The organism is Microbacterium sp. MDV22-iso44 (assembly GCF_058629135.1).
This window is the reverse complement of sequence record NZ_JBZVWS010000001.1, coordinates 549441-568516: the sequence shown is the minus strand read 5'-3', so window position 1 is coordinate 568516 and position 19076 is coordinate 549441. Positions and strand designations below refer to the sequence as shown.

The window sequence follows — 19076 nt, the reverse complement described above, 5'->3', positions numbered from 1 at the left end:
ACTTCTCTACCGACATCTACAAGGAGACACACACGAACATGGCTGAGATCCTCTACGACGCCGACGCCGACATCTCGCTCATCCAGGGCAAGAAGGTCGCCATCGTCGGGTATGGCTCGCAGGGCCACGCCCACGCCCAGAACCTCCGCGACTCCGGCGTCGAGGTCGTCATCGCCCTCAAGGACGGCTCGAAGTCCGCTCCGAAGGCCGAAGAGGACGGCTTCGAGGTGAAGTCCGTCGCGGATGCTGCCGAGTGGGCCGACCTCATCATGATCCTCGCGCCCGACCAGCACCAGCGCGGCATCTTCAACGACGAGATCAAGCCTCACCTCGCGGCCGGCAAGACGCTCGCCTTCGCGCACGGCTTTAACGTGCGCTTCGGCTACATCGAGGTCCCCGACGACGTCGACGTCATCCTGGTCGCCCCGAAGGCCCCCGGCCACACGGTGCGGCGCGAGTTCGTCGCGGGCCGCGGCATCCCCGACATCATCGCCGTCGAGAAGGACGCCTCGGGCCAGGCCTGGAGCGTCGCGCTCTCGTACGCGAAGGCCATCGGCGGAACCCGTGCGGGCGTCATCAAGACGACCTTCACCGAAGAGACCGAGACCGACCTGTTCGGCGAGCAGGCCGTCCTCTGCGGTGGCGTGTCGCAGCTGGTCCAGTACGGCTTCGAGACTCTCTCCGAAGCGGGCTACCAGCCCGAGATCGCCTACTTCGAGGTGCTCCACGAGCTGAAGCTCATCGTCGACCTCATGTGGGAGGGCGGCATCGCCAAGCAGCGTTGGTCGGTCTCCGACACGGCGGAGTACGGCGACTACGTCTCTGGCCCGCGCGTCATCGACCCGAGCGTCAAGGAGAACATGAAGGCCGTCCTCGGCGACATCCAATCGGGTGCCTTCGCCAAGCGCTTCATCGACGACCAGGACAACGGCGCCGTGGAGTTCCAGGAGCTCCGTGCCAAGGCCGCCGCACACCCGATCGAGGCCGTCGGCAAGGACCTGCGCGCCCTCTTCGCGTGGAAGCAGCAGGACTCGGACTACACCGAAGGCTCCGCCGCGCGCTGACCCTCGGCATCCCGCCCTCGGCGCATCCGCCGAGACCGGCTTGATATGAGCCACGGAGGCCCGGCCCTTACAAGGGGTCGGGCCTTCGGCGTCGGTAGACTCGGTCCGTGCCTTCCGAGCCCCGAGACGACGAGGACGCCTTCCGCTGGGAGGGCGACGATTCGCCGACCCGTCCACCCCGCCCCGAGCGGAGCGAGACGTCCCTGCCGCGCGGCTTCCGCGCGGTCGGGAAGGGGAGTGCGCCGCAGCCGGCCGCTCCGGCGGCCGAGCAGGATCCCGTGCCGCCGGCAGAGGAGCAGGGGGCGGGGGAGGACCGCGCCGAGGCGGGACCGCCGGCATCCCTCGGGAACGTCGCGCTCGTCACGCTCGGTCTCCTCGGCGGGATCTACCTGCTGTACACGGTCGGCTGGGCGCTGGGTGGCGCTCGTACGGCGCTCGTGATCTCGGCGTTCCTCGCGCCCTGGGCTGTCGTCCCGGCGCAATGGGCGGCGGTCGCGGCTCCCGTCCTCTGGTTCGGGGTGTCGATGCTCCTCACGCGCGCCTCGGCGACGTGGGTGCGCTTCGTGTGGCTCATCGTCGGTGCGTTCCTGCTCGTGCCCTGGCCCTTCGTGAGCGGAGTGTGACCCCGTGACGACGTCTTCCCCCACCGTTCGCCGCGCACCGTCGTGGCTGCGGGCCACGGTCGCCGGCGTGTTCGGGCTCTTCTACGCCTACGCCGTGTGGACCGCTGTGGCCTTCCTCGTCGCGCAGGCCACCGCGGTCGAGGGTCTCACCGGCGCCGGCTGGGCCTTCCTCCTCTTCCCGGTCGTCTTCCCGATCATCGTCTTCGTCGCGGGGGTGGTCCTCGGCCGTCGGCGTCCGCTGCTGCACCTCGCCGCGATTCTGCTCGTGGGGCTCGGGCTGGTCGGCGTCTTCTGGCTCAACGTCCTCACGTTCGCGATCACGAACGGCAACTCGCTCTTCGGCTCCTGAGGTCCGTCACACGGTCGGGGCCGTGCGGTCGGATTCGCTAGGCTGGCCGTGCCGCGTACCGTCGTCGGTCCCAGCCCGGCCGGCCGCGTGGCGATCCACACTCGCGTACCCGAAGGTCTGCCGTGCCCAAGCCTGTCGTCCTGATCGCCGAAGAACTCTCTCCCGCCACGATCGAGGCCCTGGGCCCCGATTTCGACGTCCGATCCGTGGACGGTGCCGACCGTGCCGCCCTCCTCCCGGCCCTCGCAGATGCGGACGCCGTCCTCATCCGTTCCGCAACGAAGATGGATGCCGAGGCGATCGCCGCGGCTCCGTCGCTCAAGGTCATCGCCCGTGCCGGCGTCGGTCTCGACAACGTCGACATCAAGTCCGCCACGAGCGCGGGCGTCATGGTGGTCAACGCCCCGACGTCGAACATCATCTCCGCGGCCGAACTCACCGTCGGTCACATCCTGAGCCTCGCGCGCCACATCCCGGCGGCCCACGCCTCGCTCGCGGCCGGCGCGTGGAAGCGCTCCTCCTTCACGGGCACCGAGCTGTTCGAGAAGACGGTCGGCATCATCGGCCTCGGCCGCATCGGCGCCCTCATCGCCTCTCGACTGCAGGCGTTCGGCGTCTCGGTCGTCGCGTACGACCCCTACGTCACGCCGACCCGCGCGCAGCAGCTGGGCGTGCAGCTCCTCGGGCTCGACGAGCTGCTGAAGACCAGCGACTTCGTCACGATCCACATGCCGAAGACCCCCGAGACGACCGGCATGATCGGCGCCGCGCAGTTCGAGATGATGAAGGATACGGCGTATGTCGTGAACGTCGCCCGCGGTGGTCTCATCGACGAAGAGGCGCTGCACACGGCGCTCAGCACCGGCCAGATCGCCGGCGCAGGACTCGATGTCTTCACGAGCGAGCCGCCGAAGGAGGACGGCACGGCGTTCCCCCTGCTGTCCCTGCCGAACGTCATCGTCACGCCCCACCTGGGCGCCTCGACCGAAGAGGCTCAGGAGAAGGCGGGTGTCTCGGTCGCGAAGTCCGTCAAGCTCGCGCTCGAAGGCGACCTGGTCCCGGACGCCGTGAACGTCGCCGGTGGCGTGATCGACCCGTTCGTGCGTCCCGGCATCGCGCTCGTCGAGCAGCTGGGTCAGATCTTCACGGGGCTCGCGCCCAGCGCCCTCACGAGCCTCGACATCGAGGTCCGCGGAGAGCTCGCCGACTACGACGTCAGCGTCTACCGCCTGGCGGCGCTGAAGGGCATCTTCACGAACATCGTGAGCGAGAACGTCTCCTACGTGAACGCGCCGCTGTTCGCCGAGCAGCGCGGCATCGAGACCCGACTGATCGTCGAGTCCGAGAGCCCGCTATACCGGAACATCACGATCCTCCGCGGCACGCTGTCCGACGGCACGGTGCTCACCGTGGAGGGCACCCTCGCGGGCACGCGCATGGTGCCGAAGGTCGTCGGCATCAACGGCTACGAGGTCGAGGTGCCGATCAACCGGTACCACGTCGTGATGCGCTACGCCGACCGGCCCGGCATCGTCGCGATCTATGGTCAGAAGCTCGGCGAAGCGGGCATCAACATCGCGGGGCTCCAGGTCGCACGGCCCGACGCGAGCGGCCGCGCACTGTCCGTCCTGACCGTCGATTCGCCGATCCCCGAGCCGATGCTCGACGAGCTCCGCGCTTCGGTCCAGGCCGACCTGTTCCGCCAGATCGAGCTCACCGAGGTCTGACGCACCGGCATCCCTCGTTCCCCTGTCGCATCACGCCGCGTGCGGCGGTCGTTCGTGACAGGGGAGCGGGTCAGCGTGCCGCGCGCTCGACGAGCGCGATGAGCGCGTCGAGGTCGTCGCCCTGCGGGATGGGTCCCGGGACGCCCTGCGTGGCGAGCGCGCTGTTGAAGTAGAGCCCGTCGCTCACGAGCAGGACGAGCTGCAGTGCGCTCTCGTCGCGGGTGTGAGGACGGAGCGCATCCTCCCAGACGCGTCGCGCGTCACGGAGGGCGACGGATGCCGCGTCGTGGCCCGACTGCGCCAGGCGTGACGTGGCGACGATCGCGCGGTCGAGCGGGGTGGCGGACTGCACGGACGTGCGGACGAACACCGCCACGATCCCGTCGGGGGAGCGGAGCATCTCCTCGACGTCCAGGTCGACGAGCCGCCGCATCCGCTCGATGAGCGCCGACTCGAGCGCTTCCTTCGAGGCGTAGTGGTAGAGCAGACCGCCCTTCGAGACGCCCGCCGCTGCGGCGACGGCATCCATCGTCGCGCCGCGGGCACCGCCGTCGATCAAGGCGGCCTCGAACGCGTCCAGCACGCTCTCTCGCGCCCGCGGTGGTCTGCTCACGTCTCTTCCCTCTCGTCGGTCGACTCTGTTACTATACCGGCTGGACGGTGTATAAATCATGACGTTGACGGAAGAGATCCGCGTCGCCGACGCGGCGGGTGTGCGACAAGGGTGGCGCGGCTGGGCTGCGCTGGCGGTGCTCATGCTGCCGGTGCTCCTGGTGTCGGTGGACAACACGGTGTTGAGCTTCGCGCTGCCCGAGATCGCACGCGACCTGACTCCCACGAGCGCGCAGCAGCTCTGGATCATCGACGTCTATCCGCTCGTCCTGGCAGGGCTCCTCGTCACGATGGGATCCCTTGGGGACCGATTCGGACGCCGTCGGCTGCTCATGATCGGAGCGACCGGCTTCGCGGGCATCTCCGCCGTCGCTGCCTTCGCCCCGTCGGCCGAGCTCCTGATCGCCGCCCGCGCCGCCATGGGGTTCTTCGGTGCCATGCTCATGCCGTCGACGATGTCGCTGCTGCGGAGCATCTTCACCGACCGCGACCAGCGCCGACTCGCGATCGCGGTCTGGGCGTCGATGTTCTCAGCGGGCTCCGCTCTCGGACCCATCGTCGGAGGACTCCTGCTGGAGCACTTCGCGTGGGGGTCGGTGTTCCTCCTCGCGGTCCCCGTCCTGATCCCGCTGCTCGTCCTCGCGCCGATCCTGGTCCCCGAGAGTCGTGACCCGAAGCCGGGCCGCATCGACCCCGTCAGCATCGCCCTCAGCATGGCGACCATGGTGCCGATCGTCTACGCCATCAAGGAGTTCGCCGTCCACGGTCTCGGCATCCTGCCGGTCGTCCTCGTGGTCGCGGGTCTGGCGTTCGGGCTGATCTTCGTGCGTCGTCAGCTCGGGTCCGACGCGCCGATGCTCGACATGCGACTGTTCCGGACGGGCGCGTTCACCGGCGCGCTCCTCGTCAACCTCTTGAGCGTCGTCGCCCTCGTCGGGTTCCTGTACTTCGTGACGCAGCACCTGCAGCTCATCGTCGGACTGAGCCCGCTGCAGGCGGGCCTCGCGCTCGTCCCCGGGCTCGTGTTGATGATCGTCTCAGGGCTCACGGTCGTCCCGATCTCGCGCCGGATATCGCCGCGCGTCGTCGTGCCGGTGGCGCTGTCGCTGTCGGTCGCGGCGTATCTCATCATCGCGATGTCGACGGATGCCGCGGCCCTCGGCACGCTCATCGCCGCCTTCGGGCTGCTCGGCCTCGGTATCGGCGCGGCCGAGACCGTGTCGAACGAGCTGATCCTGGCGACGGCTCCGCCGGCCAAGGCAGGCGCGGCGAGTGCCGTGTCCGAGACGGCCTACGAACTCGGGGCCGTTCTCGGCACGGCGGTGCTCGGCGGCATCCTCACCGCGCTCTACCGTTCCGGGATCGTCCTGCCCGACGGGGTGCCCGCTGAGACGGCGGCAGCGGCGCGCGAGACCCTGGGCGGAGCGGTCACCGCCGCCGACGGGCTGCCGGCGGGTCTCGGCGAGCGCGTGCTCGAGGCCGCGGCATCCGCTTTCGATTCCGGCGTCGGCGTCACCTCGATCATCGGGGCGGTGCTGGTCGTCTGCGCCGCCGTGATCGCGGCCACTACGCTGAAGGGGACCCGCACCGCGCACGTCGAGCACTGACGGCGCGCGGTCCACCCCGACAACGAGGAGAGCGATGTCGCGCGTCGTGAAGCTGGCCGTCATCCCCGGAGACGGCATCGGTCCGGAGGTCGTCGCAGAGGCCGAGAAGGTCCTCGACGCCGTGACGGACGGTGCCGATGTCGCCTTCGAGAAGACCCGATTCTCGCTGGGCGCCGCGCGCTACCTCGAGACGGGCGACACGCTCACCGACGAGGACCTCGCTGCCATCGCGTCGCACGACGCGATCCTCCTCGGGGCCGTCGGCGGGATGCCGGGCGACCCGCGCCTGAAGGACGCGAACATCGAGCGGGGCCTCCTCCTCAAGCTCCGATTCGCCCTGGACCACTACGTCAACCTCCGCCCGTCGGTGTTGTACCCGGGGGCGTCCGGACCGCTCGCTGATCCCGGAGACATCGACTTCGTCGTCGTCCGTGAGGGGACCGAGGGGCCGTACGTCGGCAACGGCGGCTCCATCCGCACGGGGACCCCGCACGAGATCGCGAACGAGACGTCGGTCAACACGGCGTTCGGCATCGAACGGGTCGTCCGGTTCGCCTTCGCGCAGGCCGAGAAGCGTCGCCAGAAGCTCACCCTCGTCCACAAGACGAACGTGCTGGTGCACGCGGGCGGGATGTGGAAGAGGATCGTCGACGAGGTGGCTCAGGAGCACCCCGGCGTCGCCGTAGACTACCTGCACGTCGACGCGGCGACGATCTTCCTGGTCACGAACCCGGGCCGCTTCGACGTGATCGTCACCGACAACCTCTTCGGCGACATCCTGACCGACTTGGCCGGCGCCGTCACCGGAGGCATCGGCCTCGCCGCTTCGGGGAACATCAACCCCGACCGCGCGTTCCCGTCGATGTTCGAGCCCGTGCACGGTTCCGCGCCCGACATCGCCGGACAGCAGATCGCCGATCCCACCGCCGCGATCCTTTCCGTCGCCCTCCTGCTCGAGCACCTCGGGCTGGGTGACGAGGCCCAGCGCGTCACCCGCGCGGCCCGAGGGGACATCGAGGCGAGGGACGGCTCCGCCCGCACGACCGCGCAGGTCGGCGACGCCATCACCGCACGCCTCCGGGCGTAATCTGACTGGATGCGCGTCGCGCAGACACCGCGCGAGGAACAGGAATGACATGACCCTCACCGACTCGACCGCCGCCCCGCTCACCTTCTCGGTGACGAAGAACCTGGCTGCGGCGTCGCCGTCCGCCCGCGAGGAGATCCTCGCGAACCCCGGGTTCGGCACGAACTTCACCGACCACATGGTCGACATCTGCTGGTCCTCGAAGGGCGGCTGGCACCGCCCGCGCGTCTCGCCCTACGGACCCATCTCGCTGTCGCCGGCGGCCTCCGTGCTGCATTACGGCCAGGAGATCTTCGAGGGCATCAAGGCGTACCGCCACGCGGACGGCTCCATCCACACGTTCCGGCCCGACGAGAACGCCGCGCGCCTGCAGCGGTCGGCGCGACGGATGGCTCTGCCCGAACTCCCCGCCGAGTACTTCCTGCAGTCGCTCCGCGAGCTGATCGCCGTCGACGGCGCCTGGGTTCCGTCCGGTGACGACCAGAGCCTGTACCTGCGTCCGTTCATGTTCGCCAAGGAGGCCTTCCTCGGGGTCCGCCCGGCCGAGAAGGTCGCCTACTACGTGATCGCCAGCCCCGCGGGCGCCTACTTCAAGGGCGGTGTCACCCCCGTCAAGATCTGGCTGAGCGAGGACTACGCGCGTGCCGGCAAGGGCGGCACGGGAGCGGCGAAGACCGGCGGCAACTACGCCGCGAGCCTCCTGCCTCAGGCCGAGGCCTACGAGAAGGGCTGCGACCAGGTCGTGTTCCTGGACGAGGACGGCAACGTCGAAGAACTCGGCGGCATGAACGTCGTGTTCGTCATGAAGGACGGGACGCTCGTGACGCCCGAGTCCGAATCGATCCTCGCCGGCATCACCCGCAACTCGATCCTGCAGCTCGCGGAGGACCGCGGGCACCGCGTCGAGCGCCGTCCCGTCTCGCTGACCGATTGGCGCGAGGGCGTCGCCTCGGGTGACATCGTCGAGGTGTTCGCGTGCGGAACCGCCGCCGTCGTCACCCCGATCGGAGCGCTGAAGGCGTCCGGGTTCGAGGATGTCCAGCCCACGGGCACTCTCGCGCTCGAGCTCCGTCAGCACCTCACCGACATCCAGTACGGTCGCGCCGAAGACGTGCACGGCTGGCTGACGCGGCTGGACGGCTGAACCGTGCGCATCGTCCGTTACCGCCGCAACGAGGCCATCCGCTACGGGATCATCGACGAGAAGGAGGTCGTCGAGCTCGCCGGTGACCCGATGTTCGCCGGGTTCGAGACGACGGGGGATCGGATCCCTCTCGCCGAGATCACCCTCCTCGCCCCGTCCATCCCACGCTCCAAGGTGGTCTGCGTCGGCAAGAACTACCGGGACCACGCCGCCGAGATGGGCGGCGAGGCCCCCGGCGAACCGCTGCTGTTCCTGAAGCCGAACACGTCGGTCATCGGTCCCGATGACGCCGTCGTCCGCCCGCCGCAGTCCGAGCGCACCGATTACGAGGGCGAGCTCGCCGTGGTCATCGGCCGCGTCGCCAAGAACGTCCCCGCTGAGAAGGCCCTCGATTACGTCTTCGGCTACACGATCGGCAACGACATCACGGCGCGCGACCTGCAGCGCTCCGACGGTCAATGGTCGCGTGCCAAGGGCTTCGACACCTTCTGCCCGCTGGGTCCGATCATCGAGACCGAGTTCGACCTCGACGGCGGCGCGCGCATCGTCTCCCGGGTGAACGGCGAGGTCCGTCAGGACGGTCCGATCTCCGACATGGTGCACTCCGTGCCCGACATCATCGCCTACGCGTCGGCGGCCTTCACGCTCCTCCCGGGCGATGTGATCCTCACGGGCACGCCGGCGGGGATCGGCGAGTTCCACGCCGGTGACGTGCTCGAGGTCGAGATCACGGGTCTCGGCATCCTGCGCAACACGGCGCGGAATGCCTGACGGGACAGACCCCACCCTCTCCTCGACCGACGTTGCCCGCATCCAGCGGCGGACGGTCGGCGTCCTCGCCGCGGGGCAGGTCCTCGGTGGCGTCGCCTTCGGCTCGACGGTCTCACTGGGGGCGCTGCTGGCGGCCGACCTGTCGGGTGAGGAGTCGCTGTCGGGGTTCGCGACGGCATCCGTCACCCTCGGTGCCGCCCTGTGCGCGATCCCGCTCGCACGACTCGCCTCGGCGCAGGGGCGCCGGCGTGCGCTGACCCTCGGGAACCTGCTGGCCCTCGTCGGGATCGCGGTCGTCATCACCGCGGCGGCGCTCCGCCTCTTCCCGTTGCTCCTCGTCGGCGTCATCCTCATCGGTGCCGGCAATGCGGGCAACCTGCAGTCCCGGTTCGCGGCGACCGACCTCTCGGGTCAGGGGCGTCGCGGACGCGACCTCGGCACCGTGGTGTGGGCGACGACCGTGGGCGGGGTCGTCGGCCCGCTCATGCTGACGCCCGGCGAGGCGGTCGGTCAGTGGCTCGGGATGCCGCCCCTCACCGGCTCGTACGCGTTCTCGATCGTCGCGCAGACGCTCGCCCTGATCCTCTACCTCGTCGCCCTCCGGCCCGACCCCCTGAAGGTCGCGCAGCAGCTCGCTCGCGCGAGGGATGCCGGTGCGACCCGCGTCGTGGAAGTGGACCGACCGATCGTGGCCCGCTACGCGGTGTTCGCCGTGGCCGGCTCGCACGTGACGATGGCGTCGGTCATGGCCATGACCCCCGTCCACCTGTCGCACCTCGACCCTCGGAACGTGACCACGATCGTCGGCGTCACCATAGCCCTGCACGTGTTCGGGATGTACGGCCTGTCGCCGGTCTTCGGCATCCTCGCGGATCGCTGGGGTCGGCTGCAGACGATCCTCCTCGGACAGGCGATCCTCGCCGCGTCGCTCGTCACCGCGGCGATCGCTCCGAACTCGCCCACCGCGGTGCTCATCGCTCTCCTGCTCCTGGGACTCGGGTGGAGCGCGGCGACGGTGGGCGGCGCGGCGCTGCTGACCGAGGCCACGCCGACCGAGCTCCGGCCTCGCCGGCAGGGGCGCAGCGACACGGCGATGACGCTGTCGGCGGCCATCGGGTCCGTGCTGGCCGGCGGCATCCTCAGTCTCATCGGGTACGGCGGGCTCGCGCTCGTCGCTCTCGCGGTCGTCATCGCGATCACCGTGCTCTCTCCCTACGCGCCTCGCTGACCGAGCGGGCCGGTCGAAGGCGCGGCCGTAGACTGGACGGTGATGTCGACTGCACCGCACCCCCTCACCACGACCGCTTCCGGCTCGGACGTCCGCGTCCGCTTCTGCCCCTCGCCGACCGGCCTCCCGCACGTCGGGATGGTCCGCACCGCCCTGTTCAACTGGGCGTACGCGCGGCACACCGGAGGCAAGATGATCTTCCGCGTCGAGGACACCGACGCGGCACGCGACAGCGAGGAGAGCTACCGTCAGCTCGTCGACGCGCTCACCTGGCTCGAGATCGACTGGGACGAGGGCGTGGAGAAGGGTGGACCGCACGAGCCGTACCGCCAGTCGCAGCGCCACGACATCTACCGCGAGGTCCTCGACAAGCTCATCGCCTCGGGCGCCGTCTACGAGTCCTACTCGACGGCCGAGGAGATCGACGCGCGGAACACCGCGGCGGGCCGCGCGAAGCAGCTCGGGTACGACAACTACGACCGCACGCTCACCGACGAGCAGAAGGCCGCCTTCCGCGCCGAGGGACGCGAGCCCGCCTGGCGCCTGCGCGTGCCCGAGGAGGACGTGACCTACGTCGACCTCATCCGCGGCGAGGTCACCTTCCCCGCCGGGTCGTTCCCCGACTTCGTGGTGGTCCGCGCCGGCGGCATCCCGCTCTACACGTTCACCAACCCCGTCGACGACGCGCTCATGGGAATCACCCATGTTCTCCGCGGCGAAGACCTGATGCCCTCGACGGCGCGCCAGCTCGCCCTGTACGGCGCACTGATCGACGCCGGCGTGACGGACTTCGTGCCGCGCTTCGCGCACATGCCGCTGGTGCTGGGGGAGGAGGGCACCAAGAAGCTCTCCAAGCGCGACCCGAAGGCCGACCTCTTCCTGCAGCGCGAGAAGGGCTTCATCCACGAGGGTCTGCTCAACTACCTCTCCCTCCTCGGCTGGTCCATCGCCTCCGACCGCGACGTGTTCACGCGTCAGGAGCTGATCGAGGCGTTCGACATCGTGAACGTCAACCCCAACCCGGCCCGTTTCGACCAGAAGAAGGCCGAGTCCATCAACGGCGACCACATCCGGATGCTGGAGCCCGACGACTTCGCGTCGCGTCTGGTGCCCTACCTTGTCGGCGCCGGCGTCGTCAGCACGCCTCCCACCGACGCGCAGCGCGAGATGCTCGCCAAGGCCGCACCGCTCGTCCAGGAGCGCATGCAGATGCTCGGTGAGGCACCGGGCCTTCTCGGCTTCCTGTTCCGCGACGTCGAGACGTACGACGAGGACGCTCTCAAGGGGCTTCCCGCCAACGCGGCGGAGGTCCTCGCCGCATCCATCGAGGCTCTCGAGGGTGTGCCCGCCGACGCGTTCCACGCGGAGGCCGTCCAAGCGGCGCTCGCGGGCTCGCTCATCGACGGACTGGGGCTCAAGCCTCGTGTCGCGTACGGCCCTGCCCGCGTCGCGCTCAGCGGCCGGCGTGTCTCGCCGCCGCTGTTCGAGTCGATGGAGCTCCTGGGCAAGGACGTGTCGATCGCCCGCCTCGAGAAGCTGAGGGCGACACGCGGCTGATGCCTCGGTTTGGCCGGGACCGCGCCGTGGGCTAAGCTTGACCCTCGGAACGGTTCCGGCCGGATCCAGTGGGGTATGGTGTAATTGGCAACACGGCGGTTTCTGGTTCCGTTGTTCTTGGTTCGAGTCCAGGTACCCCAGCGAGATGAAAAACCCCCGCTCCGGCGGGGGTTTTGCTTTTCCTGCGAGAGCTGTCGCGGCTCGCCGCGCAGGCGCACAATGGTCCCATGGGACTCTTCACGCAGCGACCCGAAGAACCGTCGGAATGGGGCGGTCTTCCCTCCGAACCTCTGGAGCCGACGAACCCGGTCGACCGTCTCGGTGAGGGCCCGGCGCTCGGCGGGTGGACGCCCGACCTGCTGTCGCAGGCACCCGTGACGGCGACCTGGATCGAGATCCCGGTCGATCCCGCACCCGAGGCGGATGGCGGCGCCGACGGCGATTGAGTCTCAGCGCATCGCGTCGCCGATGTAGGAGTACTTCACGAAGACCTCCGACGCCCAGCCGGCCTCTTCGAGCACGCCCTGGACCGCGGAGAGCATGTACTTGGAATCCCACCCGAGGTAAAGGTACTGACCCTCGCCCAGCTCGTCCCACTGGCCGTTCCACGCCATCTCGGGATACACCGGGCCGCCCTGGCGGGCGCTGTAATCCACGACGCTCTGACGCGAGTCCGCCCACAGCCGGGCGAAGACGCGGTTGAACAGGTAGCGGACGTCCCGGACGTCCCAGTGCTCACCGCGGTACTCGACGTAGTCGAACTCCCGCTGCCACCCACGGGGCCACCCGCGGCGCTTCTTGGCGTCGAGGATCGGCGTGAGGTTGTCGTCGTCGATGCCCACGACGGCGGGGCGGCGCCAGGCATCCATGAAACGGGCGGTCAACTGCTCGGTGCGCGCGGCGATCTGCGCCGTCGACCACGCCGCGGAATCCGCCACCTCACGGGTCAGCGGGAGCGAGCTCGTCGCGTACGCCGTGCGCTTCGCGGGGAACGACGCGTCGAACACGCGGTCCGCGAGGTCCTCCTCGAGGAGCGTGAGGTTCCCGAGGGTGTTCACGAGCGCCCGGTGCGCGTTCTGCTCGTCGTCGGTGAGATCCGCCCATCGGCGGACCCCGTCGCCGCTCCAGTCGTCTGAGGGAGCCGCGGGCAGCACGTGATCGAGGACGAGGCCCGCATCGGCGTCGATCCCCGCGAGTCGCTCGAGGACGAAGGCCGCGTGCGGCAGCTCGCCGTAGCGGAGGCCGACCCGCGTGCGCTCGTCGGACGGCGTGATGCGCGCGATCGCGAGGACGAGGGACTCCATGCCCTCGTCCGCGGCCCGGCAGAACCGGGCGACGAGACGGTCGATCGGCAGGCCGACGACGGTCCGGCGCAGCAGGAGCGACTCCACGTGGGTGAGAGCCAGGGAAAGATCGGATGCCGACAGCTCACCCCGCAGGTGGTCGCGGTACAGACGCATCGCGATGGGGTACATGCCGCGACCGAGGACGTTGATCGCCCCGAAGTGGCGGGCGATGGCGGCATCCGTCGCCGTGGCGGGTTCGAGCAGGAGCCGATAGATCTCCGACAGTTCCCGCCACTGCGTCGCGTTCTCGAGGAGGGTGGCGCGGTCGAGGCGGGGGAACTCGTGCCGGAACGCGTCGTAGACACCGCGCTCGCCTTCGACGAGGACCTCGCGGCCGGTCAGCATGACGAGGTAGTCCCTCCAGAACGCGCCGATCTGCTCGCCGGTGTTCGCTTCGAGGGGGAGCCAGTACTCGTTCTCGATCTCGCTCTGCTCGGCGTGCGAGAGTCCCATGAGGACGTAGTTGTGGATGAGTTCGTGGTCGCGGAGGGGCTCACCCGTCGAGTTGAGGCTCTCGAAGATCTGCTGGGCGTTGGCGCCAGCGCCCAGGGTGATCGACACGTGCTCGAGTTTGCGCAGACCGCGCCAGATGCCCGCCGCTTCGTCGGGACGGATCTGGCTGCGGAAGAACGCGTAGTTGTCGTCGAACCGTGACGTACGGTCGGTGTCGGCGGGGGAGCGGCGGTCGAGGACCACGCTCTCGAAGACGTCCGCCCATGCCCGGTGCGGACGGAGCTTCGTCCGGAGGGGATCGTCGCGGCGCACGAGGACGGCTTTCAGCTCCTTCGCGAGTGCCGGATCGTCGGTGCGGAGCGTGTGATGAAGAGCGGCGATGAGCAGCATCAGTGTCGTCACCCGCTGCTGTCCGTCGATGAGGACGAGATGCGCGTCGTCATCGACCGTGGTGCTCGCCGTCGACAGGATCGACCCGATGAAGTGCGTCTGACCGTCCTCGCTGGCGGCGACGGCGCGGATGTCGCCGAGGAGCTGCTCGCACCCTCCGATGTCCCATCGGTACTGCCGCTGGTACACCGGCACGACGATCGTGGTGTCCGAGGCGGAGAGCCACTCGATCGTGTTGACGGCGGTCGCATCGACGTTCGTGGCGCTGCTCATGTTCCTCGAATCGCTCCTCGAATTTCCCCGGTCGAGTCTACTGACGGTCTCAGAGCTGCTAGGTAGGCTGACCTAAGTCGGGCCTGTAAAAACTTCGCTCGTCCGACAGAAAGGTTGATCCGCATGGGTTACATCAAGAGTGCTCTGCTCGAGGAGACCGGATACGTCGTCCTCGACATGTACGGCAAGGAAATCGATCCCAAGGAATGGCTCGACATCGAATACGTCGACTGGAAGTCCTCCGGCGACACCCGGTTCGCGCCGCTCGCGTCCGCCAAGGGTGAGATCGAGTGCAACGGCTTCTGGAACCACCAGCCGCCGCGCACCGACAAGGACGGCGTCTGGATCCCGTCGCAGACCGAGAAGGCGCCCACTCTCACCGAGCGCGCCCTCGAGCCCGGCTCGAACGTCGGACGCTGCCGCATCATCGAGCTGCAGCCGAACACGTACGCCGACGCGCTGTACAACCTGCACCAGGACGACAACAACCGGCTGAACCCCGACGGCACCGGGTGGGTCGTCCGCAGCTTCTTCAACCTCACCGATGACAAGGACAGCTTCTTCGTCCTTCGCGACAACCGCACCGACCCGAACGGCGAGACCCGCATCGCCCTTCCTGCCGGGGCGCAGCTCGTCATCGACACGCAGCGTCTCTGGCACGCCGCCTACCACCCGGGCGACGCGCCCCGGTACTGCCTCATCACGTCGTGGGAGTCGGGTCCCGAGCTCGACGCCTACATGGAGAAGTACAACGGTGTGAACAAGGTCGAGAGCGTCCCGCTCGACCAGGAGACCATCGACGCCGGCCAGGCCGAGCAGGAGCGCCGCATCGCCGCTCGTGCCGCCGCGCTCGCTGCCCGTGGTCAGCGCGAGGTCCTCGCCATGAGCGAGGCCTGAGCCTTCCTCCACCTCGACGACGCCCCCGGTTCCGGCCGGGGGCGTCGTGCTGTATCCCATTCTTGTTTCGTGTTGGTTTCTGTTGTAACGTGTGGTCTTGTTCGAGGAGGACCACATGTACGCAACGGAGCGCCAGCAGCAGATCGAGCAGCTGATCGCCACTGACGGTCGTGTCGCCGTGGTCGACCTCGCCGATCGCTTCGGGGTCACGACCGAGACGGTCCGCCGTGATCTGGCAGCCCTCGAGCGGTCCGGGGTGGTCCGACGCGTCCACGGCGGAGCGGTCCACCGCACCCGGGCCAGCACTGCCGAGGCCTCCGTCGCGGAGCGCGCGTCGCAGCGTAGCGGCTCCAAGCAGACCATCGCCCGCGCCGCCGTGGACCTGCTCGGCGAGGAGCTCGACGGTGCTCTGTACCTGGATGCCGGCACCACGACGGGCGCCATCGCCCAGCTTCTCGCGACCGGGTCCCACCCCGCGGGCGACCTCGAAGTCGTCACCCACTCCATGTCCGTCGCCCACATCCTGGCCGGTGCGCAGGGGATCGGACTGACCGCCATCGGCGGACGGGTCCGCGGACTCACCGCCGCAGCCGTCGGAGCCCAGACGGTCGAGGCGATCGGACGCTTGCGGCCCGACATCGCCTTCATCGGGACGAACGGCGTCGCGGCAGGGTTCGGCCTCAGCACCCCCGACCCCGACGAGGCGGCCGTGAAGCGCGCGATCGTCGCTTCCGCGCGTCGCGTCGTGGTCGTCGCCGACGGGGACAAGTTCGACGCCGAGCTGCTCGTGTCGTTCGCGTCGCTCTCGGACGTCGACGTCCTCCTGACCGACACCGCGCCCACGGGAGATCTCGCGGGCGCCCTGCGTGAGGCCGATGTGGAGGTCCAGCTCGCATGATCGTCACCCTGACCACCAACCCCTCGCTCGATCGCACCATCGCCCTCGGCGAGCCGCTGCGCGTCGGCGAGGTGCAGGCGGCGCTCGGCGCACGGGAGGATGCGGGCGGCAAGGGCATCAACGTCGCACGCGTCGTCGCCGCGGCATCCCGCCCCACTCTCGCGGTCCTACCGCTCGACGCAGCCGACCCCTTCGCCGTCGCGTTGGCAGCCACCGGCATCCCCGCCAGGATCGTTCCGCATGACGGCGCCACCCGCGCCAACGTCACGATCGCCGACGAGGCCGGTACGACGACGAAGCTCAACCTGCCGGGTGCGGCGTTCACCGAAGCGGATGCCGCGGCCCTCACCGCCGCGGTCGTCGCCGCCACGCAGGGCGCCTCCTGGCTCGTCCTCGCGGGCTCGCTCGCCCCGGGACTGCCGGACGACTACTACGTCACCGTCATCGAGGCCGTCCGTTCGGCGTGGGGCGCCGCGGCTCCTCGCATCGCCGTCGACACCTCGGGACCGGCGCTCGCGGCCGCCGTCGCCTCGGGACACCCCGACCTCATCAAGCCGAACGACGAGGAACTCGTCGAGCTCGCGGAGCGAGACCTCGACACCACGGTCGCCCTCGCCGACGCCGTCGCCGCGATCGCCGCCGGCCTCGTGCCCGCACGGGTAGGCGCCGCACTCGTCACCCTCGGTGGTGACGGCGCCGTCCTCGTCACCGACGACGGGTCCTGGCACGGTACGCCGCCGCCGACCCGCGTCCGCAGCACGGTGGGCGCGGGCGACAGCTCCCTCGCCGGCTACCTGCTGGCCGAGACGGCCGGCGCCGCACCCGAGGAGCGGCTGCGCTCCGGCATCCGCTACGGATCCGCCGCCGCGGCCCTGCCCGGCACGCAACCCCCGACCCCGAACGACCTGTCGACCGGCGAGGTGCCGGTCCGACGACTCCTGCAGCAGGACAACCCGACCACTGGAGGTCACCGTGACTGAGATCATCACCGCGGAACTCGTCAGTATCGACGAGCCGCTCGGCGCCGACAAGCGCGCCGTCATCGACGCGCTCGCGCAGCGCGTCGCCGCGCAGGGGAGGGCCACCGACGGTGCCCGCCTGGCCGACGACGCCTGGGCCCGCGAGGAGAAGGACGAGACCGGCCTGCCCGGCGGCATCGCCATCCCGCACGCGAAGAGCGCCGCCGTCACCCAGGCATCGCTCGCCTTCGCGAGGCTGAACCCGGGTGTCGACTTCGGCGCTGAGGACGGCGGGGCGGACCTCGTCTTCCTCATCGCGGCTCCCGACACCGCGGCCGAGGAGCACCTCGCCGTGCTTTCGAAGCTCGCGCGCAGCCTCATGCGCGACGACTTCACCGCCGGTCTTCGCGCCGCGACGACCGCCGACGAGGTCGTTGCGATCGTCCGCGACGCGATCTCGGACGCTCCGGCCGCCGCAGCCGCCGATGCACCGGCACCCGCTTCGCGCGCCGAGGCTCGCGCCGCTGGCCCGTCCGCGTCGGCCACCGACGACGGACTGATGATCGACGGGCGCCCGGCGCGAATCGTCGCCGTCACGGCCTGTGCCACGGGTATCGCCCACACCTTCATGGCGGCGGACGCACTCACGGCGACCGGTCAGAAGGACGGCGTCGACCTGACCGTCGAGCCGCAGGGCTCGAGCGGCTACAAGGCCATCGACCAGCGGATCATCGACGAGGCCGACGCCGTCATCTTCGCCGTCGACGTCGACGTCCGCGAGCAGGCGCGGTTCGCCGGCAAGCCCGTGGTCCGTTCCGGTGTGAAGCGCGGCATCGAGCAGCCTGCTCAGATGCTCCGCGAAGCCGTCGCCGCCGCGAAGAACCCGAACGCTCCCCGCGTTCCCGCCGCGTCGGGTGCCGCGACCGCCAGCGAAGCCGCGCCGACCTCGCTCGGCGGCGCCATCCGCAGGGCGCTGCTCACCGGTGTGAGCTACATGATCCCGTTCGTCGCCGGTGGCGGTCTGCTGATCGCCCTCGGATTCGCCCTCGCCGGGTACGAGATCGCGAACACCGCGGACGGTCACACCGTCAACAACGCGATCTTCACGCTCCAGAACTTCACCCTCTGGAACCTGCCGCCCGAGGGTCTCGTCTACTACCTCGGCGCCGCCGCATTCCAGATCGGTCAGCTGTCGTTCGCGTTCCTGGTCCCCGCCCTGGCCGGTTACATCGCGTACGGCCTGGCGGACCGGCCGGGTATCGCCCCCGGTTTCGTCGCCGGTGCCGCGGCCACCTTCATGGGTGCGGGCTTCATCGGCGCCATCGTCGGCGGTCTGCTCGCCGGTCTCGCCGCGTGGTGGCTCAACCGCCTGTCGGTCCCTCGCTGGCTGCGCGGCCTCATGCCGGTCGTCATCATCCCCTTGCTCGGCTCGATCTTCGCGTCGGGGCTGCTGCTGTTCGTCTTCGGCGGTCCGATCGCGGCGCTGACGAGGCTCCTCAACGACTGGCTGTCCGGACTCTCCGGCGCCGGCGTCATCCTGCTCGGCGTCATCCTCGGGCTCATGATGTGCTTCGACCTCGGTGGGCCGCTCAACAAGGTCGCCTACGGCTTCGCCACGGCGAACCTCGCGCAGGGCATCGCCGGCGACGAGCGCTACCTCCAGATCATGGCCGCCGTCATGGCAGCCGGAATGGTCCCGCCCCTCGCGATGGCGCTCGCCTCGACCGTCCTCGGACGCGGGCTCTTCACCGCCCCGGAGCGTGAGAACGGCAAGGCGGCGTGGCTGCTCGGTGCCGCGTTCATCTCGGAGGGTGCCATCCCGTTCGCCGCGGCCGACGTGTTCCGCGTCATCCCCTCGGCGATGCTGGGCGGCGCCGTGACGGGCGCGCTGTCGATGTTCTTCGGCGTCACATCGCGTGCCCCGCACGGCGGCGTTTTCGTCTTCTTCGCCATCGACAACTTCTGGCTGTGGCTGCTGTCGATCGCCGTCGGCACCGTTGTCAGCGCGGTCGCCGTGGTCCTGCTCAAGCGCTACGCGCGCCGTCGCCCCCTCGAGGTCGATGCGCCCGCCGTGGCCGTCACGGCATAGTC

17 protein-coding genes and 1 tRNA gene are annotated in these 19076 nt (G+C 69.7%); 16 read left to right on the top strand and 2 right to left on the bottom strand.

The genetic code is table 11. The annotated features are described in order from the left end of the window. The first annotated feature begins 38 nt into the window (after positions 1–38). The 4 genes from ilvC to serA all read left to right on the top strand — a co-directional run bounded on the left by ilvC (position 39) and on the right by serA (position 3763). A complete protein-coding gene (ilvC, locus tag AC4NN1_RS02840) occupies positions 39–1064 on the top strand; it encodes a ketol-acid reductoisomerase (protein WP_020097175.1) in 1026 nt (341 codons plus the stop codon). 107 nt (positions 1065–1171) lie between these two features. Further along, positions 1172–1687 carry a hypothetical protein gene (locus tag AC4NN1_RS02835; RefSeq protein WP_018188096.1) on the top strand — a complete coding sequence of 172 codons (516 nt, stop codon included), beginning with the start codon at positions 1172–1174 and terminating at the stop codon, positions 1685–1687. 4 nt (positions 1688–1691) lie between these two features. Continuing rightward, complete coding sequence (locus tag AC4NN1_RS02830; RefSeq protein WP_018188095.1) at positions 1692–2036, top strand: hypothetical protein; 345 nt, start codon at positions 1692–1694, stop codon at positions 2034–2036. Positions 2037–2158: 122 nt separating this feature from the next. After that, a complete protein-coding gene (gene serA, locus AC4NN1_RS02825; protein WP_311870189.1) occupies positions 2159–3763 on the top strand; it encodes a phosphoglycerate dehydrogenase in 1605 nt (534 codons plus the stop codon). A 70-nt stretch (positions 3764–3833) separates the two neighbouring features. Here the strand turns inward: serA and AC4NN1_RS02820 are convergent, their stop codons facing one another. Then, entirely contained in the window at positions 3834–4376 is a 543-nt protein-coding gene (locus tag AC4NN1_RS02820) for a TetR/AcrR family transcriptional regulator (protein ID WP_311870190.1), read from the bottom strand. A gap of 58 nt (positions 4377–4434) precedes the next feature. On the opposite strand from AC4NN1_RS02820, the gene AC4NN1_RS02815 reads away from it, so the two are divergent. The 8 genes from AC4NN1_RS02815 (at position 4435) to AC4NN1_RS02780 (ending at position 12215) form a co-directional block, all read left to right on the top strand. Continuing rightward, positions 4435–5982, top strand: a complete 1548-nt coding sequence (locus AC4NN1_RS02815; protein WP_491954492.1) for an MFS transporter — start codon at positions 4435–4437, stop codon at positions 5980–5982. A 34-nt stretch (positions 5983–6016) separates the two neighbouring features. Then, positions 6017–7069, top strand: coding sequence for a 3-isopropylmalate dehydrogenase (locus tag AC4NN1_RS02810; RefSeq protein ID WP_491954491.1), 1053 nt, complete (start codon positions 6017–6019; stop codon positions 7067–7069). Between the two features lie 49 nt (positions 7070–7118). Further along, positions 7119–8213 (top strand): branched-chain amino acid aminotransferase, encoded by a 1095-nt coding sequence (locus tag AC4NN1_RS02805; RefSeq protein ID WP_018188090.1) that lies wholly within the window; start codon positions 7119–7121, stop codon positions 8211–8213. 3 nt (positions 8214–8216) lie between these two features. After that, positions 8217–8984 carry a fumarylacetoacetate hydrolase family protein gene (locus tag AC4NN1_RS02800; protein WP_116229008.1) on the top strand — a complete coding sequence of 256 codons (768 nt, stop codon included), beginning with the start codon at positions 8217–8219 and terminating at the stop codon, positions 8982–8984. Next, positions 8977–10212 (top strand): MFS transporter, encoded by a 1236-nt coding sequence (locus tag AC4NN1_RS02795; protein WP_491954490.1) that lies wholly within the window; start codon positions 8977–8979, stop codon positions 10210–10212. The genes AC4NN1_RS02800 and AC4NN1_RS02795 overlap by 8 nt, the downstream gene beginning before the upstream one ends. 42 nt (positions 10213–10254) lie before the next feature. Continuing rightward, positions 10255–11769 carry a glutamate--tRNA ligase gene (gltX, locus tag AC4NN1_RS02790; protein WP_116229010.1) on the top strand — a complete coding sequence of 505 codons (1515 nt, stop codon included), beginning with the start codon at positions 10255–10257 and terminating at the stop codon, positions 11767–11769. Positions 11770–11838: 69 nt separating this feature from the next. Beyond that, positions 11839–11910, top strand: a tRNA-Gln gene (locus tag AC4NN1_RS02785). An 86-nt stretch (positions 11911–11996) separates the two neighbouring features. Beyond that, a complete protein-coding gene (locus tag AC4NN1_RS02780; protein ID WP_020097183.1) occupies positions 11997–12215 on the top strand; it encodes a hypothetical protein in 219 nt (72 codons plus the stop codon). Between the two features lie 3 nt (positions 12216–12218). On the opposite strand, the gene AC4NN1_RS02775 is transcribed toward AC4NN1_RS02780, so the two are convergent. After that, the gene (locus AC4NN1_RS02775) at positions 12219–14231 is read right to left on the bottom strand and encodes a DUF262 domain-containing protein (protein ID WP_491954489.1); all 2013 of its coding nucleotides are present in this window, start codon (positions 14229–14231) and stop codon (positions 12219–12221) included. Positions 14232–14354: 123 nt separating this feature from the next. On the opposite strand from AC4NN1_RS02775, the gene AC4NN1_RS02770 reads away from it, so the two are divergent. From AC4NN1_RS02770 to AC4NN1_RS02755, 4 genes are all read left to right on the top strand, one after another. Beyond that, positions 14355–15128: a hypothetical protein gene (locus AC4NN1_RS02770; protein WP_018188083.1), complete on the top strand. Its 774-nt coding sequence runs from the start codon at positions 14355–14357 to the stop codon at positions 15126–15128. A 115-nt stretch (positions 15129–15243) separates the two neighbouring features. Next, entirely contained in the window at positions 15244–16026 is a 783-nt protein-coding gene (locus tag AC4NN1_RS02765; protein WP_018188082.1) for a DeoR/GlpR family DNA-binding transcription regulator, read from the top strand. After that, the gene (locus AC4NN1_RS02760) at positions 16023–17006 is read left to right on the top strand and encodes a 1-phosphofructokinase family hexose kinase (RefSeq protein ID WP_018188081.1); all 984 of its coding nucleotides are present in this window, start codon (positions 16023–16025) and stop codon (positions 17004–17006) included. Before AC4NN1_RS02765 ends, AC4NN1_RS02760 begins: the two co-directional genes overlap by 4 nt. After that, a complete protein-coding gene (locus AC4NN1_RS02755; protein WP_491954488.1) occupies positions 16999–19074 on the top strand; it encodes a PTS fructose transporter subunit IIABC in 2076 nt (691 codons plus the stop codon). Before AC4NN1_RS02760 ends, AC4NN1_RS02755 begins: the two co-directional genes overlap by 8 nt. Positions 19075–19076: the final 2 nt, after the last annotated feature.

Coding starts and splice junctions, on each gene's coding strand:
- AC4NN1_RS02810 (WP_491954491.1), top strand. CDS start 6,017: ATGTCGCGCGTCGTGAAGCTGGCCGTCATCCCCGGAGACGGCATCGGT.
- gltX (WP_116229010.1), top strand. CDS start 10,255: ATGTCGACTGCACCGCACCCCCTCACCACGACCGCTTCCGGCTCGGAC.
- AC4NN1_RS02780 (WP_020097183.1), top strand. CDS start 11,997: ATGGGACTCTTCACGCAGCGACCCGAAGAACCGTCGGAATGGGGCGGT.
- AC4NN1_RS02795 (WP_491954490.1), top strand. CDS start 8,977: ATGCCTGACGGGACAGACCCCACCCTCTCCTCGACCGACGTTGCCCGC.
- AC4NN1_RS02775 (WP_491954489.1), bottom strand. CDS start 14,231: ATGAGCAGCGCCACGAACGTCGATGCGACCGCCGTCAACACGATCGAG.
- ilvC (WP_020097175.1), top strand. CDS start 39: ATGGCTGAGATCCTCTACGACGCCGACGCCGACATCTCGCTCATCCAG.
- AC4NN1_RS02770 (WP_018188083.1), top strand. CDS start 14,355: ATGGGTTACATCAAGAGTGCTCTGCTCGAGGAGACCGGATACGTCGTC.
- AC4NN1_RS02765 (WP_018188082.1), top strand. CDS start 15,244: ATGTACGCAACGGAGCGCCAGCAGCAGATCGAGCAGCTGATCGCCACT.
- AC4NN1_RS02815 (WP_491954492.1), top strand. CDS start 4,435: ATGACGTTGACGGAAGAGATCCGCGTCGCCGACGCGGCGGGTGTGCGA.
- AC4NN1_RS02805 (WP_018188090.1), top strand. CDS start 7,119: ATGACCCTCACCGACTCGACCGCCGCCCCGCTCACCTTCTCGGTGACG.
- AC4NN1_RS02760 (WP_018188081.1), top strand. CDS start 16,023: ATGATCGTCACCCTGACCACCAACCCCTCGCTCGATCGCACCATCGCC.